Consider the following 16,169-nt stretch of genomic DNA (forward strand, 5'->3'; position numbering starts at 1 on the left):
TGATCGGATGTGACGTCTGCGGGAGTTGGCTGCGGTCCGGTGTGACCTGGAGGATTTCGCGGCAGATGTGTTCGAGCCGTTCGTGCGTGCGGATCAGCGGCGGTGGGGACTGTTTACCTGCGGGGACTGTTTACCTGCGGGGACTGATGACGGGCGGCGGACGCAAGTCGGTCGAGCCGATGGCCGCCCGCCTCGGCGAGGACGGGAACCGTCGGCCAGGTCGAGAAGTGGCAGCCGGCCCTGGACATGGTCGGTGAGACACGGTCGTGGGGCGTGGACCTCCCGCCGGCCGTTGCCGACGGCGGATACGGGGACACCGCCGCCTTCCACCTCGGTCTGAAGCGCAGGGCAAGGCCGGAGGCGGTCGTCCGGTAGGTGACGCGGGCACCGTCGTCCACGGCACTCGGCCGGTCAAGTCGATGTTGACCGGCTCGCTCACGTTGGTGTCGAGGCTGGGGCCCTGGAGGCTGAGGGGGATGGTGTTCGTGTCGTAGGCGAACGCGTCGGGCCGGGACCGGTGGCAGGACCACCGGCCCTGGCCCTCCCCAGGTGCCGGCTCGTTACATCGGGTCGGGGAAGATGTCGCTAATGCTCCAGGCAACGCTGAAGCAGGGAGGGAAGGAATAGTCCTCCGGCTCGGTGTCCAGCGCCTGGAGCGCGAGGATCTGGCTCATGGATGCTCTCCACTTCCTTGTCGGGTTGTGTCGGTCGGTCACTGCATACCCCGGCTCGGACTTGCTCACGGCCGGGCCGAGGCAATCATGGGACGCCCACCGGGTGCGGTCAGTCTGCTGCCCGGATCCGGGGACGCGCGTGGTGGGGCTCCGTCAAGAGCGGGCCGACCAGCAGGCGGTGCAGGGCCAGCAGGACACCGGCCCCGCCACTGGACAGGTCGGCGGTGAACCGCTGCGAACCCGCTCCGAGGAAGCGGACCCCGCGCCGGTACGGGACGGCGTACTTCAGCAAGCCGGTTGCGGCGCGCACGGCGTCCCTGCGGGCGGCGTCCGCGCCGGTGAACTCGGCGTGCTCGGTCAGGAACCAGGTCAGTCCGGCCAGCCCCCGGTACAGGCCCGCCTCCTTCGTGGCGCAGGAGACCCGGATGTTGGCGACCAGCCTCGGCAGCGCCGCGACGCAGCGCTCGTCCGGCGCGGTGGCCACGTAGCGGGTGAGCACTGCCGCGACACCGGCCGCGCCCGTGGCCAAGTACGGCATGGCACGGGTGAGCCGCGCGTTGTCGGATATGGACAGGGCGCCGTCGTCCAGCGGAAAGGTCCGGTCCAGCTCTTGGTGGAGCAGCAGGCGGCCCGCCTCCAGCCAGTGGGCCTCGCCGGTGTCGCGGGCCAGGCGGTGGAGGAAGAGGGCGAGCCCCGAGCGGCCGTGCAGCAGGCCGCGGGCGTCGTGCTCGCCCAGTGTGGCCGGCAGGTCGGGGGTGCGCAGCAGGCCCTCCCCTGCCGCGGCGGCCCGCTCCAGGTGGCTGCTCTCACCGGTCAGCCGGTGCAGGGCGAGCCAGCCCAGGCCGACCCCGGCGCGCCCGCCGGCCAGCGTGCCGCAGGAGGCGGTGAGCGGGTGGCCGTCGGCGTCCCGGAGCAGGTCGACGGCCTCGTCCAGCAGGCCGAGGCGGGCCAGCACCCGGGCGATGCCGGCCGAGCCGACGAGCAGTCCGGGGGGCAGCGCTTCGCGCAGCGCCAGCGTGTCGCGGCGCAGCCGCTCGCGGATCTCCTCCGGCACCGGGGCCCCGGCGCGGTGCAGGGCGTGCACCACTCCGGCCGTGCCGTAGGCCAGGCACACGCTGTTGGTCCGGAACGCCTCGGGCGAGGGCGGAAAGGCCCAGTCCGGCCGGTCGGCGTCAGCCATCTCCAGCAGCCCCGCGGCCACCTCCTCCGCCAGGCCGGTGAGGCAGCCGCGCGGATCGGTGTCCAGCTCGGCGGGGGAGGGCAGCCGGTCGCGACCGTCCTGGTCCCGCGCCCGGTCCTCCGTCAGGTGGAAGGCGGTCGCCCGCTGCCACAGGTCCTGCGGCGGAGCCACGTCCGCCAGGTCGCGGCGCAGCAGCGCGAGGTTGGCGGGCGCGTGTTCTGCGATCTCGTTGAACGGCGCCAGGAAGGCGAGCGCCACCGCCGACATGCCGTACCGGTCCCGCAGCAGCGGATCGGCGTCGGCCCGGAGCAGGCCGGGCGGCGGCGTGAACCCCGGGGTGCCCACCCCGGAGGGTGCCGCGGACAGCTCCGAGGCCGCCTCGAAGTCCACCAGCCGGACCCCGCCCGACGGCGTGACCATGACGTTGCCCAGGCTGAGGTCACCGAACCGGTAGCCGGCGGCGTGCAGCCGCTCCAGCGAGGCGTCCAGCGCGGCCAGCAGGCGCCGGCACGCTTCGTAGTACGCGGCGACGGACTCGGCCGTGCGGTCGGCGCGGGCCAGCGGGGAGGACCGGCTCAGCCAGCCCACCAGCGGCTGCCCGGCGACGTACTCGGCGACGAGGAAGTCGTGCTCCCACTCCGTGAAGTGGTCCAGCGGCTCCGGACCCACCCCGGGGGCGGCCGCGTGCAGCTCGCGCAGCACGTCGTACTCGTGCCGCAGCCGCTGCTGCGCGTCGGTCCCGTCGAAGACCAGGCCGTTGTGGGCGCGGGCCTCCTTGACGAAGACGGTGCGGCCGGTCCGCCGGTCCCGGGCCTGGTAAGTGCCGCCGGCGTTGCTCAGGCGCACCGCGCGGGTCACCTCGTAGTCGCGGATCAGGATCGGGCCCGCGTGCGGCTGCTCCTCCTGCTCGACGAAGGGGTCCGCGATCCCCGACGGCAGGTGGAAGGCCGGCAGCCGCAGGTCCACGACCTCGCGGCCGGAGCCGTCGCGGACCAGCCCCTCCCGGGTGCCGTCGGCCCGCAGCCGGCTGCGGGCACCGAAGGAGCCGTAGCGGTAGTGGACGGTCCGCGAGTCGCGAAAGCGCCGGTCGGTGAGGACGTACGGCCCTTCCTCCCCGTCGAGCGCGTCGCGCAGCCGCTCCAGCAGCCGGCGGGCTGTCGCCGTGTCCGGTGGGTAGACGGCGCAGAACTTGCCCGCTTGGGCCCGCCCGGCGTGTTTGTGATGGAGGAACAGGAAGAAGAGCCGGGCACTCAGGTGCTTGAACGGCACGCCTTCGGAGAAGCAGATACCGGCGACCGTGTCGAGCACATGCTGCGCCCGGTCCAGCCGCGCCGACACGTGGATCTTCCAGCCCTGCTCGGCGAGCCCGGTCCGCGGACTGCCCCATGCCGTCCAGATGCCCTGGGCGGTGCCGCGCAGACCCGGCGGCACCTCGCTGGGAGCGAAGCGCGGCCCGGGGTCGGCCACGCTGGGCAGCGGCACGTAGTACTCCCGGTCCGCGAGCGCTTCGCCGAAGCCTTCGAGCACGGAAACTCCTCGCAGGGTGGTTGTGGGCGGCCACAACGGCCGTGCCGGGTATGGAAGGGGTCCGTTGGCGGCAGGCGACCGGTATCAGGAGGGATTGCCCTCGTTGTTGCTGTCGGGCTCGTACTCCCGACGCTCCAGATCGAACGTGCGACGGGTGGTGCCGTGGTGGCGGCGTGGAGAACGTGGGGGACTCTTCCCCCTGTGGGGGAGGAGACGCCGCTCATACCAAGATCGGGCGTGGCGCGGAGCGGTGTGTCGGCTTGAGGAGGGGTGATGGTGGTGGGGGCAGGGGCACGCTGAAGGATCGCTGTCGGCGGTCGAGCGTTGGTGGTGCTGCGCTGGGCTCGTCAGCGGTGGATGGGGTGAAGGGCGGCCGGACTGGGCCGCGTTCACCGACGAGGCGTCGGCCGTCGCGGCCCGGAGGAGGCCGTGGCGCCCGAGGGGGACTATCCGGGGCTGAACGGTTTCGAGCGGGTGCTGCTGCCGTCCACCGTCTGCGTGGGGGAGGAGCGGCGGCGACGGGGCGGGCGGCCCAAGCCGATCGGGCCGAAGCGGTCTGACCAGCGGATCCCACCCGCAACGCCCCGAAAAGCTTTAGAAAGCCGGTCACCCACAAGACGGCCAGGCAGCCCGAAGGAGGGCCGTTCGGCGAGGGCCAGGGCCTGGTCGGTGAGGACGTCGGCGACGCCGAGGGAAGCCCCCTCGTACCCAAGGGCGGTCGCGGCCCGGCCCCGCACGCAGACCCGGGCGGCGGGATCACCGGAATGGTCGGCGGCCGTCGCGGCCATGCGGTTCCAGCGCACGGCGGCGGCCCCGTCGGAGCCGGGGAACGTCTTCGCGTACAGGGTCATCAGCCGCGCCCCACCGACCACAGTCGCGGACAGCCGTTCTGGGTTGCCGGACGCCTGCTCCGGCCCGAGCATTCGCGCCACGTATCCGGCAGGGCATCCCGACCCTCTCTGCCGAAGGTGGCACTGTAAGCACGCATGAAGCTGAGCAAAACCAGACAAACCGACGCGGTGCGCTGGAAGCTACTACTGGCCAGCGCCACCATGCTCTTCGTCGAGTTGGCGCTGATCAGATGGGCGGGGGCCAACGTCGTCCACCTCAGTTACTTTTCGAACTTCATCCTGCTGGGGTCCTTCCTCGGTATCGGCCTCGGGTTCCTGATCCCGGCCGCGCGCGGGCAGTGGCTCAAACGCTGGGCGCCGATCCCGCTCGCGGTCCTCGTCGTCCTGGTCCGCGAGTATCCGGTGCAGGTGCGGCAGAACAGCAGCGAGGTCCTCTTCTTCACCTCCGTGAAGGTGACCGGTCTCCCCGAGTGGGTGACGTTGCCGGCCATCTTCCTGCTGACCGCGGTCATCATGACGGCGATCGGCAAGATCACCGCCGACTATTTCCGCCTCCTTCCACCGCTCGACGCCTACCGCTACGACCTGCTCGGCGGTCTCACCGGCTCGGTGTGCTTCGCCCTGCTGTCCTGGCTCCGCGCCCCATCGGTCGTGTGGGGCCTGCTCGCCGCCGCGGCACTCTTGATCCTCGGCGGACGGCGCAACATCCTGCGGTACGGCATCCCCCTCACGGCGATGGTCGCCGCGCTGTTCGTGGAGTCGACGACGGCCGGCTCCTCCTGGTCGCCGTACTACAAGATCCAGCTCTTCAACCCCTCGATCTCGGTCAACGGCATCCCGCACCAGGCCATGGCGCCACTCCACGTGCTGCTGGAGGAGAACTCGAACTACCGACAGGCCTACGACCAGACCCCCGCCAACCCGCACAAGCGGGTGCTGGTCATCGGAGCGGGCAACGGCAACGACGTCGCGGTCGCGCTGGCGTACGGGGCGGAGCGCGTGGACGCGGTCGAGATCGATCCCCGGCTGCAGCAGATCGGCGCACAGCTGCACCCCGCGAAGCCTTACGACGACCCGAGGGTGCACGTCCACATCAACGACGGACGGGCCTTCCTGGAGCGGACGCACACCAGGTACGACCTGGTCGTCCTGGCGCTGCCGGACTCGCTGACACTGGTGTCCGGCGCGAGCAACCTGCGGCTGGAGAGCTATCTGTTCACGCGGCAGGCGTTCGAGGCCGCACGCGAGCACCTCGCGCCGAACGGTGCGTTCGTCATGTACAACTACTATCGGACGAGCTGGCTGGTCGACCGCTTCGCCGGCAGTCTCAACGACGTCTACGGCCACGCCCCCTGCATGACGACCTTCGGCCAGAACGCGGCCGTGCTCATGGCCGGGATGACGCCCGCCGACCAATCCTGCAAGCAGACTTGGCAGCCGAGCGGCGCGGTGCCGGCGGCCGCGAGCGACGACCACCCCTTCCCGTACCTGCTCCACCGGAACATCCCCACGCTCTACCTGGGTGTACTGGGCGCGATCCTGCTGGTGAGCCTCTTGTCGGTGCGCCTGACCGGGGTGCGCATCCGAAGCACGCTCCGCTACACCGACATGTTCCTGCTGGGCGCGGCCTTCATGTTGCTCGAAACAAAGAACGTGATCAATTTCGCCCTCTACTTCGGCACGACCTGGCTGGTCAACGCCCTCGTCTTCATCGGTGTCCTGCTCGCCGTCCTCGCGGGGGTCGAGGTCCGGCGCCGGCTGCCGCGGGTCAACCAGCCACTCCTACAGGTGCTGCTCCTCGCCACCCTCGCGGTGGCCTGGCTCGTCCCGGCGCACGCGGTGCTCTCGCTGCCGTTCGCCCTTCGGCTTGCCGCTGCCATCGCCCTGGCCTTCGCCCCCGTCTTCTACGCCAACCTCATCTTCTCGGACCGCCTCGCGCTCGCCCCGGACCCGACGTCCGCGTTCGGTGCGAACCTGCTGGGAGCGTTGACCGGGGGCGCCCTCGAGTACCTCGCCCTGGTGACGGGCTATCAGGCCCTGCTGCTGGTCGTCGCCCTGCTGTACATGGGGGCCTTCGTAGCCATGCGATTCGCCAGACGCGCGGGGGAGCCCGTACGGGACGAGGCTGTCGCCCGCCCCACCTAAAGGGGTGTTGCAGAAGGGCTGTCTCGGGTAGGGCGGAGTGGTGCTTGACCTGCTGTTTCACCCGGCGAGGGTGAGGTTGTGCACGGTGGCGACGGCCTGGACGGGGTGGCGGAGACCGTCGCTCCTCTGGCGGCAATCGCTGACGGTTTTCCACGGGCCGAAGCGTTCTGGCAGGTCACGCCACTGCACGCCCGTCCGAACGCGGTGCAGAATCCCGTCGATCACCTGCCGGTGATCCCGCCACCTGCCACAACGCCTGTTGCTGACCGGCAGGAACGCCCGCAGCCGTTCCCACTCGGCATCAGGGAGATCACCCCGCCCCATGTCCACATCAACGACACGGACACGGAGTGAGTCACATGATCGGCCAGAAAAGTCCTAGTTGGCCCATGTGCGCGATATATGGCCCGCGCGTAAGCGGCGCAGACAGGCTGAGCTGGCGGTTTCTGGGTTCACGATGGTCTGCGGCATGCAGCGCCCTGACTGCCCGGTGGCTTCACGTCGTCCGAATCGGACATGATCGAACCTCTGTGGATTGAGGGTGGGATGGTGTGGTGTGGGGGACTGGCGGACCGATCCGACGTTCGCGATGTGTCGGGCGCTGGTGGACGGGGCGGATCTGGCCTCGTTCGCGGGAGGTCTGTTCGACATCCGGGCCGTCGTGGCGACCATCCGGCCCGGGACCTTCGACGGAGCCGTCCTCGACGACCTTCCCTGGGGGAACTTCCCTCACGGGGAGAAGGCCCGGGAGGCCGTTCGCCTGCTGTGCACCGGAGACGGGTGCGCACGTAACGCAATGGCTGTGCTGATCGGCATGTGCGCCGACGACAGCCGGGCCGCCGTCGCTCTCGCCGTCCCGTTCCTGATCCGGATCGCCATCGACCCCCACCATCGACACCGCGCCGACGCCCTCGGCGGTCTCGCGGCCCCGGCCCGCGCCCGTTACTTCGGTGTCGCCTCCCGCGACGAACTCCTCCTCCACCGCTCCGCTCCCCAGCGCGGCGGCTACGACGACTACGGCGTCGAGGTGACCGGCTACCCGGCGGGCTGGTCAGTAGCCGCCGCCCGAGCTGCCATCACCGCCGGAGCCCCCGTGCTCCTGCCTCTACTCGACGACTCCGACCCCGCCATGCGCATCGACGCTTCCTACGCTCGCCACCGCGGCCGACCCCGGCCATACGGTCCGAAGCGCCTTCGCCACCCGGTTCGCCAAGGAGCAGGACCCCATGGCCCGGGCCGCCTTGGTTCTCGCCACGGCTGAGACCACACGTGCCCAGCCGCACCGGCCGGACACCGCGTGGATCCGCGAGCTGTGGCGGGACCGGGCACAGGCCCCCGAAGTCCGCCTTGCCGCCGCGATCGGCTGGCTCTGCCTCACTGACGAACCCGCTCCCGATGCCCTGCATACCACCGTCGACGCCCTGGCCACCGAAGAACGCGCCCGCGCCATGGACGTCCTGCCCTGGATGGCCGCCGTCGGTTACGGTGAGCCGGGGCTCCTGCGCTGCGTTCGCCGCATGCTCCACCCGGAAGAGCCCGATCCGTCCGACGACCCCTGGGCTTGACTGCCCTGAGCGACGAGCGGCCGGCCCTCGACCACGTCGCCCGCGCACCTGCCCGCGTTCTGTGCATCGTCTCGAAGCGGTGCTCTCCGCTTCCGCCGTTCCGGTGAGCACCGCCCGCAGGAAGGCGAGGCACCCCATGTCGTGGTGCTCCCACAGTGGGCCGCGCCCTTCGTTGTAGAGCACGGTCCACTCGTCGGGATGCTGACCGGGTCGGGCCAGCCAGTACAGGAACGCCCCCGTGCCCTCCTCGAACGCCCACGGCACGACCCGCGCCCCCACCTCCAGCAGGCCGGCGGGCTACGCCTCGAACTCCCACAGGCCGGCCAGGATCTCATCCCGCTCCGTCGTCTGCGCGTGGAGGTCACAGTCGCTGTAGGCGGAGTCGGGGACGAGCAGCCAGATCGTGTCGTCGAAGATGCCGTCGCCGTACGTCTCGACAAGCTGCTTGTAATCGGCGGGCAGAGCCGCACCCAGGGCCCGCTCGGCCTGTGCCCAGTCCACCGCGGGCGGCGGTTCGGCGGGCGGCGGGCAGAGGCGGATGAGGGCGTCGAGGACGATCACGGAGCGGACGCGACTGGACCCCCAGCCGGTGCCCGTGGGTGGGTCGGCAGGGCAGGCGAAGATGCGCATCGTCTCCGGCCAGGTGTTGGCTCACCAGGATGAAGACCTTGGACGCTCTGAGCGCGTAGTTGGCCAGAGGGGCCATCTACCGCGCTCAGTCACACCGGTTGTGACTGAGCGCGACAATTGGCTCTTGAGCGTGATAGTTGGCCTTACGTTCCAGGGACGGGATGGCCGAGCCCTTCGTATGGTTGGGCCGCCCAGGGTGCCGGGTGTGGCTTCTGGGTTGGCTGCGCGGCCAAGGCTCCTCGGCCGGCCACGGCAACGGCGGGCAGGCCCAGTACATCCAGGGCCCCGTCCCGGTCCCCACTGCCTCCGGCACCGCGCCCACCCAGGCATGGCTCATGGAACACCTCGCCGAACCCGTCACCCTGGCCGACATGGCCGCCCACGCAGGCGTCAGCGTGCGTACCTTCACCCGTCGCTTCCGCGACGAGGTCGGCAGGTGCCTGGCCGGCGAGCTCGAACGAGAACATGTAGTCGATGCGGCCCGCGTCGGGGCGTAGAGCTTGCGGTACCCCTCGGAGGCGCAACCGCCGACCGGGACGGTCTGGCCGTTGACCGTGATTCCGCTGTCGGTCTCCTGGGCCTCCTCCTCGGTACGTGGAGGAATGCCCGTCGGTGCGTCCCCGGGGCGCTGCCCGTACAGCGCGGTGAAACCGTCTGAGGTGAGCTCCGGTTCGGCCGACCGTGGCGGAAGCGGTATCCCCGCGCTCCGGTCATAGCCATGCGCGGCCGCGAACGTGGAATCGGCCACGCCGAAGAGGTACTGGTGGCGGTCCTCGGTGCCCGTCACCGGAGCCGGGTCCTGCCGTGCGTACGTCACGCCGTACCGGGCCATGCAGTGCGTCACCAGCCGGTTCCGGGCGACGTCCATCAGGCGCCGCTCTTCGGCCGAGTCCGTGATGACGTCGAGTGGCAGAGCCAGGGAGGAGGTAGCCGGATTGACGGCAACGGGGCCGAGCGCCGGCTCGTCACGATGGCCGTAACCGCCACTCTCCTGCGCTGTCGCGAGGCCGGCCGACTGCAAAGCTAGGACGGCGGCCGTCAGCACACCGGTCACAGCCGCTACGCGGCGACGTCGGGTGGAATACATCGAATGCTCCTCGTCGTAAGTCTTCTGCTGGGCCCCGCCGGCAGGGCGGCGGTCTGCAAGTTCATGACCTGAACGGATAAGCCCCTATTCGACATTCAGGCAGCCTGCTACGGGGCGGCCCTATGACTCGGGCTGCGATGCGGGGGAGCGGCGCCAAGGGTTCGACGAGGAACGTCGTGTCGCTCGGCATCCCCGTACAGCCGGTGCGCAGTCCGGTGCGGCTTGCGCTGATTGGCGCGCGTAAGCCACGCAGTCGTGTTCGGTGCCCGGCGGCATCCGGCCTCCCCTTCACATCGTGTCTCTCAGCCCTGTTCTGAGTGCTGCCGCACGGCAAAGGTTGAGAACGACTGCGAAGGAGTTGGGGAGTCAGCGGCCAGACAGGCCGCCGAACTGGTCCACAAACTGTTGGGGCATGCCGATGTCCTGCGGGGCCCGTAGGGCTGCCCCCGAACTCGTCGCAGCGAGCGGAAGGGACCGACCCGTGGGCCGGCACAACCGGTCGGGTCGGATTCGCGTCCTCCTTCGCGGAGCGACGACGGCCTGGAGGGCATCATCGACACGTTCACCGACGAGCGCAGGAGCCGGAACCGCCGGCCGGCCGGGGTCGTCCTGGTCCTGTCGGGCGTGGTGGCGGGCGTTGTGCTCACCGCCGTCGTCCTGACCGTGGTGTGGTGGCCCCGGACCGAGGTGACGTACCGCAGCGCCGCGCCCTCCTCGGTGGTCTACGCCGACGAGGCACAGCACTACCTGGAACTGGTCCACCGGCACACCCCGTCCGGGCGGGACACATACCGGATCGTGGCCGGCCGCTACACCGGTGCCGCCTACGGACACTGGCTGGACGTCGACACCGCCGTGGCGGAGAAGGGCATCGAGTCCACGACATGGACGCAGGACGGAGTCCGCGTCCGCTTCACCACGGGCCACGAGATGTTCGTCCCCGCCCGCTTCTTCATGTTCGGCAGGTGAGCCGGCGCGATCGCGCACCGTCCGTGCGGTGCGCCCGACCAGGGGGCGTCTTCGGGGGGTTCGGGCCGGGACAGCGGTGGAAGGGTCCGGTTCGGCGTACGGTCGATGGACCGGCAGGACCGCCTCGACGCCACGACCTTGAACGGGAGTGCCGATGCGCCTTTACGCCCGCACCCCCGCACGCCGCAACCGCCCGGTGCCCGCCGACCTGATCGCCGTCGACTTGATCGGCGGCGCGGTGTGGTTCGCCCTCCCGTCGCGAGACGATCATGCTGCTGGCGGGCCGCGTGTTGTCACGGCCGAGGGGGGCCGTGCCCCGGCCCGTTCAGGGTGGTGAGAACCATGCCCGAGAAGTTCGAGAGTACCGACAAATTCGGCAGCGTCAGCGCCCACCGTTAGTTACGAGCAGATCGTCGCGGAGCTGCCACCAGGGCGCATCACGGCCTGGGGATCGCCGGAAATGGGGCCCGCCGCGGTCTCCGCAGGCCTCCGCCTGTCCTCCGCCTGTCCTCCGACAGCGGCGCGCGATCCCCTGGGCCGACCTCCTCCGAGCAGGCGCCCGCCCGGCTGTCCACGCTCTCGACGAATGCGGCCCGGGATGTACATCGGCTCGACCAGCGAACGCGGCCTGCATCGGCCTTGGTGACGGCTCCTCGACATCGGCCGAGCCGGAGCCCGGTCCTGCGGGAAAGAGCGCCTCACCGACCCCCAGCGATGATGCCCGGGGCTTTGAGCCGGGAGGGCGGTCCGCCTTTGGACTGCTCTCCCGGCCTTCACGGCAGCCCTACGCCCACTCCACTCCGAGGTGGGCGAGGGCTGCGAGCTGCGCGGCGTCGAGCTTGTCGCGGTGCTGTTTCTGGTTGGCGATCCATATCCCGGTGCGGTGTTCGGTGCCGTCGGGGAGGTGCTCGACGTGGGCGCGCCCGGGAAGGCCACCGCCTTCCCGTTCCACGTACTGCTGGAGGGCCTGGATGCCGGTCTGGACGGCCGCCGCGCCTCGCCCGGATGTGGACTTCGAGGGTGATGCGCTGAGGTGCCGGACGCCAAGGGTGGGCAGGAGTCGAGTCAGCGGTCAACCAGCCCTGGACGAGGGGTCTCATCCGTGGATTCCGCGTCGGTGCTGGCGGTGCCGTCGGTGCCGTCGGTGCCGACCGGGCCGCGGGGAAGCATCCGGTCCAGCCACCTCGGCAGCCACCAGTTGGTCCGGCCGAGGAGTGTCATGGTCGCCGGCACCAGCACCATGCGTACGACCGTGGCGTCGATGAAGATCGCGGTGGCCAGGCCGAGCCCGAACATTTTGGCGGAGGGGTCCTCGGCGACGGCGAAGGACAGGAAGACCGCCACCATGATGAGGGCGGCCGAGGTGATGATCCGGGCGGTGCCCGAGACGCCCTCGACGATCGCCGTGCCGTTGTCGCCGGTGCGCAGGTACTCCTCGCGTACGCGGGAGAGGAGGAACACCTCGTAGTCCATCGACAGGCCGAACAGGATGGCGAAGAGGAACATCGGGATGAACGACACGATCGGAACCGTCGCTTCCAGCCCGATGAGTGCGCCTCCCCAGCCCCACTGGAAGACCGCGACCATGATGCCGTAGGCCGCGCCGATGCTCAGCAGATTCAGCAGTACCGCCTTGAGCGGTACGAGTATCGAGCGGAAGATCAGCAGCAGGAGCAGGAATGACATCGCCAGCACGGCGGCGACGAGCACCGGCAGGCGTTGGCTGGTGCGTTGGCCTACATCGGACAGGCTCGCGGTGGCGCCGCCGACGTGGGCCCTGGCCGGGCCGTGCCCGATCGCCGTGGGCAGCACGTCGGTGCGCAGCCGGGCGATGGTGTCGGCTGTGGCCTTGTCCTGAGGGCTGGTGGTCGGGAACACCACGAGGGTCGCGATGCCGGTGGCCCGATCGATGTGCGTCGGCGCGACGGATGCGATGCCCGGATCCGCCGCGACCGCCCCGACGAGTCGGTCCAGCACTCCCGGATCATCGGCGGGGTCCGCGGCGATGACGAGGGGACCGTTGGTGCCCGGGCCGAACCCCTCGGCGACGAGGTCGTAGGCGCGGCGCTCGGTACGGCTGTCGGGCAGTGAGCCGTCGTCGGGCAGGCCGACGCGCAGGCCGAGCACGGGCAGCGTCGCGGTCAACAGCAGCCCCGCCGCGCCGATCGCGTACAGCACCGGGTGCCGGCTGACGTGCCCGATCCAGCGCCGCCAACCGGCGGCGGGAGCGGCGCCCGCCACCGTGTCCCGCCGCGGTGCGAGTCGGCCCAGCTTCCCGATCCGGCCGGCCCGGGCCAGGCGTGGGCCGGCGGCGCCGAGGAAGGCCGGCAGAAGCGTCACCGACGCGACCACCATGGTCAGAACGACGATCGAGACGGCGAGCCCGCCCACCGTCATGAACGGCACGTTCGCGACCGCGAGGCCGAGGATGGATACGACGACGACGCCGCCGGCGAAGACCACGGGCCTCCCCGCCGTGGCCACCGCTCGCCCCGCCGCCTCGTGGGGATCGAGCCCGCGCGCGAGGTACTCCCGGTGCCTGGCGAGCACGAACAGCGCGTAGTCGATGCCCACTCCGAGCCCGACCATGCTGCCCAGGACCGGTGCGAAGGTGGGGACGTCCGTGACCCCCGCCAGTACCGTCATCGTGGCGACCCCGACGGTCAGCCCGAAGACCGCCATGCCGATCGGCAGCGCGGCGGCGACGAGCGAACCGAACGCCAGGAACAGGATCGCGGCCGCGGCGAGGAGGCCGATCAACTCGCTCGCGCCGCCGTCGGGGTCGGAGAAGGCGTAGAAGAGGTTCCCGCCCATCTCGATGCGCAGCGGCAGCTCGGCGCGCAGCCGGTCGCCGAGATCGACGAGGGCGTCGAGGTCTTCGGCCGACAGCCGGCTCTGGTCGGGATACTGCACCCGGACGACCGCGATCCGCCCGTCGGCCGAGACGAGGCCGCCGCGTACGGCGGTGTCCCCGCCCGCGTCGAGTGCCCCCGCCGGGTCGCTCGTGCCGAGCACGTGCGGCAGCCGCTTCACCTCGGTCTGCAGCCGCGTGAGAGCGGTGCGCGCGCCGTCGTCGTCGTCGAAGAACGTCGCACGGTCGTCGAGGGGGGTGACGACCACTTGGGCGGTCATCCCCTCCTGGCCGGTGCCGGCCCGCTCGATCAGTTCCGCCGCCCGCTGTGAGTCCAGCCCCGGAGCGGACATCGAGTCCGCGGTCCGCCCGCCGAAGGCGATCGCGGCGAGGACGGTGAGCGTGGCGGCGATCAGCCATGCCGCGATCACCCGCCAGGGATGGCGGGCGGCGCTTGCGCCCAGGCGCAACAGGGCTTTCGAGAGCATCGGGTCCTCCAACCACCTCGTCGGCCGTCCTTGTACGGCCCCGATGTCGAGGTTCGTCGCCACGGCGCTCCGCGGCATCGGCTCGCGGGCCGCGGATCCGTAGGCCCCGGGGCGGAGTGACGACCCGTCCTTTCGGCCGATGCGCGGAGCGCCGAGGCCCCTAGTCTGAGAACCGTGCTACGAGACGACCTGCGAACCCTGTGGACCGAACCCCGGCCGCCCGACGCGCCCGCCCGGGTGTGGCGGGACTGGGCGCTGCTCGCCGCGGGCCTGGGCGGTGTGGTGCTGGAGGCCACCCTGCGCGAGAACGTCGTGTGGCGGCCGGTGGCGGTGGTGTTCGCCGTATGGCTGTGCCTGCTGCTCCTGTGGCGCCGGAGCCGCCCACTGGCGATGGTGGCGCTGGCGTTCGGCTCGGTGGTCCTCCTTCCGGTGGCCTCCCTCGTCGCCGCACTGCGCGAGCCCGTCGGCCTCTACACCGGCGCGGTCGTGCTCGTGCTGGTGTACGCGCTGCCCCGGTGGGGATCGGGACGCGAGATCGTGCTGGGCGGCGCGGTGATCGTCGCGGCCGGCGCGCTGTGTTCCGTCACGGACGAGACCCCGGTCGTCGAGAACGTCGTGGGCTTCGTCTTCCTGCTGCTGCCCGGCGCGGTCGGGGCTGCCGTGCGGTTCCGGGGGACCGCTCGCGAGCGGCAGTTGGAGCAGGTGCGCTCCCGCGAGCGCGAGCAGCTCGCCCGGGAACTGCACGACACGGTGGCCCACCACGTGTCGGCCATGGTGATCATCGCCCAGGCGGGCCGGGTGCTCGCGGGCACCGACTCGTCCGCCGCCGTCGAGGCGCTGGAGGGGGTCGAGGAGGAAGGGGCGCGCACGCTGGAGGAAATGCGCGCCATGGTCGCCGCGCTGCGCGACCGCGGGGTCGGCGCCGAGCTGGCGCCGCCTGCCGGAGTCGCGGACCTGGAGCGCCTGGTGCGCACCCCGGGTGGTCGCCTCAGGGTCGACCTGGGGCTCGACGGCGAACTGGACGCGCTGCCCCCGGCCGTGGACGCCGCCGTCTACCGGATCGTGCAGGAGTCGGTGACCAACGCGCTGCGCCACGCGGTCGACGCGACCGAGCTCGTCGTCCGGGTCGCCGCCGAACGGCACACGGTACGGCTGAGCGTGCGCGACAACGGCCGGCGCACCGGCCGGGGTCGCGACGGATACGGACTTACCGGACTGCGCGAGCGCGCGACCCTGCTCGGCGGCACACTACGAGCCGGCCCGGGCACCGACCGGGGCTGGCATGTCGAAGCCGAGCTGCCGAGAGCAAGGAGCGAGAGCGGTGTCCATACGCGTCCTCGTCGCTGACGACCAGACCATCATCCGCACCGGGCTGCGGATAATACTGAACGCGCAGCCCGGCATCGAGGTGATCGGCGAGGCCGCCGACGGACAGGAAGCGGTACGTCTGGCCCGCGAACTGCGCCCCGACGTCTGCCTGTTCGACATCCGCATGCCCGTGATCGACGGGCTCGAGGCCACCCGGCTGGTCGCCGGCCCGGGCGTCGCCGACCCGCTGGCCGTGGTCGTCATCACCACGTTCGACCTCGACGAGTACGTCTACGGCGCGCTGCGTGCAGGCGCCCGCGGATTCCTCCTCAAAGACACGGGACCAGACCTTCTGGCGCAGGCCGTACGGTCGGCGTCCGACGGTGAGGCGCTCATCGCGCCCAGCGTCACCGTCCGTCTGCTCCAGGCATTCGCGGACCTGCCCGCCGGCCGGCCCGTGGCCCAGCCGGTCTCCTCCGTCACCGCCCGCGAGGAGCAGGTGCTCCTGGCCGTCGCTCGCGGGCTGACCAACACCGAGATCGCCGATGCGCTGCACATCAGCCTCAGCACGGTGAAGACGCATCTGGCCAGCCTGATGGCCAAACTCGGCGCCCGCAACCGGGTCGAGATCGCGATGTGGGCCTACGAAACGCGCCGTATCCTCCCCGGCACCTGAGCCGGGTGCCGGGCTATGTCCCATGAGAGCCCGACGACTTACGAGGCGGGCCCTGAAGTGGATGCTGTTCTGTGTGCGAAGAACGGGCTCGACAGCGATCAGTTGGAGGACGAGCCCGGCGCGTTCCGCGTGTTCGACGGGGACGGTGACGGTGACGGCTCCAGTAGACCCCGTGGTGCAGCGGCTCCCACAGGGCGTCTGGAGCCGGTCCCGGACCG

At 71.1% G+C, this 16,169-nt stretch carries 13 protein-coding genes and 1 pseudogene; 8 read left to right on the forward strand and 6 right to left on the reverse strand.

The window, feature by feature from the left end; genetic code table 11:
- The first annotated feature begins 246 nt into the window (after positions 1 to 246).
- A complete protein-coding gene (locus ACFV9H_RS14200) occupies positions 247 to 375 on the forward strand; it encodes a hypothetical protein (RefSeq protein ID WP_385397472.1) in 129 nt (42 codons plus the stop codon).
- Positions 376 to 783: 408 nt separating this feature from the next.
- Here ACFV9H_RS14200 and lanKC read toward each other — a convergent pair whose 3' ends face one another.
- Positions 784 to 3,381 (reverse strand): class III lanthionine synthetase LanKC, encoded by a 2,598-nt coding sequence (gene lanKC / locus ACFV9H_RS14205; RefSeq protein ID WP_385397473.1) that lies wholly within the window; start codon positions 3,379 to 3,381, stop codon positions 784 to 786.
- Between the two features lie 446 nt (positions 3,382 to 3,827).
- Complete coding sequence (locus ACFV9H_RS14210) at positions 3,828 to 4,232, reverse strand: hypothetical protein (RefSeq protein ID WP_385397475.1); 405 nt, start codon at positions 4,230 to 4,232, stop codon at positions 3,828 to 3,830.
- A 135-nt stretch (positions 4,233 to 4,367) separates the two neighbouring features.
- On the opposite strand from ACFV9H_RS14210, the gene ACFV9H_RS14215 reads away from it, so the two are divergent.
- On the forward strand, positions 4,368 to 6,377 hold the full coding sequence (locus tag ACFV9H_RS14215; protein ID WP_385397477.1) for a spermidine synthase: 2,010 nt from the start codon (positions 4,368 to 4,370) through the stop codon (positions 6,375 to 6,377).
- Between the two features lie 57 nt (positions 6,378 to 6,434).
- Here the strand turns inward: ACFV9H_RS14215 and ACFV9H_RS14220 are convergent, their stop codons facing one another.
- Positions 6,435 to 6,701 carry a transposase gene (locus ACFV9H_RS14220; RefSeq protein ID WP_385397659.1) on the reverse strand — a complete coding sequence of 89 codons (267 nt, stop codon included), beginning with the start codon at positions 6,699 to 6,701 and terminating at the stop codon, positions 6,435 to 6,437.
- Between the two features lie 232 nt (positions 6,702 to 6,933).
- Between ACFV9H_RS14220 and ACFV9H_RS14225 the strand changes: the two genes are divergently transcribed.
- The gene (locus tag ACFV9H_RS14225; protein WP_385397479.1) at positions 6,934 to 7,638 is read left to right on the forward strand and encodes a hypothetical protein; all 705 of its coding nucleotides are present in this window, start codon (positions 6,934 to 6,936) and stop codon (positions 7,636 to 7,638) included.
- Entirely contained in the window at positions 7,604 to 7,942 is a 339-nt protein-coding gene (locus ACFV9H_RS14230; protein ID WP_385397481.1) for a hypothetical protein, read from the forward strand. The genes ACFV9H_RS14225 and ACFV9H_RS14230 overlap by 35 nt, the downstream gene beginning before the upstream one ends.
- A 297-nt stretch (positions 7,943 to 8,239) precedes the next feature.
- On the opposite strand, the gene ACFV9H_RS14235 is transcribed toward ACFV9H_RS14230, so the two are convergent.
- Complete coding sequence (locus ACFV9H_RS14235; protein ID WP_385397483.1) at positions 8,240 to 8,503, reverse strand: SMI1/KNR4 family protein; 264 nt, start codon at positions 8,501 to 8,503, stop codon at positions 8,240 to 8,242.
- Between the two features lie 323 nt (positions 8,504 to 8,826).
- Here ACFV9H_RS14235 and ACFV9H_RS14240 point away from each other — a divergent pair.
- Positions 8,827 to 9,006, forward strand: a pseudogene (locus ACFV9H_RS14240) (AraC family transcriptional regulator); the annotation flags it as partial.
- Between the two features lie 1,277 nt (positions 9,007 to 10,283).
- Positions 10,284 to 10,628 carry a hypothetical protein gene (locus ACFV9H_RS14245; protein ID WP_385397485.1) on the forward strand — a complete coding sequence of 115 codons (345 nt, stop codon included), beginning with the start codon at positions 10,284 to 10,286 and terminating at the stop codon, positions 10,626 to 10,628.
- Between the two features lie 784 nt (positions 10,629 to 11,412).
- On the opposite strand, the gene ACFV9H_RS14250 is transcribed toward ACFV9H_RS14245, so the two are convergent.
- Positions 11,413 to 11,580, reverse strand: coding sequence for a hypothetical protein (locus ACFV9H_RS14250; protein ID WP_385397487.1), 168 nt, complete (start codon positions 11,578 to 11,580; stop codon positions 11,413 to 11,415).
- 113 nt (positions 11,581 to 11,693) lie between these two features.
- The gene (locus ACFV9H_RS14255) at positions 11,694 to 13,967 is read right to left on the reverse strand and encodes an MMPL family transporter (protein WP_385397489.1); all 2,274 of its coding nucleotides are present in this window, start codon (positions 13,965 to 13,967) and stop codon (positions 11,694 to 11,696) included.
- A 174-nt stretch (positions 13,968 to 14,141) separates the two neighbouring features.
- Between ACFV9H_RS14255 and ACFV9H_RS14260 the strand changes: the two genes are divergently transcribed.
- Together ACFV9H_RS14260 and ACFV9H_RS14265 are read left to right on the forward strand one after the other, a co-directional pair.
- A complete protein-coding gene (locus ACFV9H_RS14260; RefSeq protein WP_385397491.1) occupies positions 14,142 to 15,314 on the forward strand; it encodes a sensor histidine kinase in 1,173 nt (390 codons plus the stop codon).
- The gene (locus ACFV9H_RS14265; protein WP_385397493.1) at positions 15,289 to 15,951 is read left to right on the forward strand and encodes a response regulator; all 663 of its coding nucleotides are present in this window, start codon (positions 15,289 to 15,291) and stop codon (positions 15,949 to 15,951) included. Before ACFV9H_RS14260 ends, ACFV9H_RS14265 begins: the two co-directional genes overlap by 26 nt.
- The last annotated feature ends 218 nt before the right edge of the window (positions 15,952 to 16,169 follow it).

It is taken from the genome of Streptomyces sp. NPDC059874 (assembly GCF_042731135.1).
GTDB lineage: Bacteria > Actinomycetota > Actinomycetes > Streptomycetales > Streptomycetaceae > Streptomyces.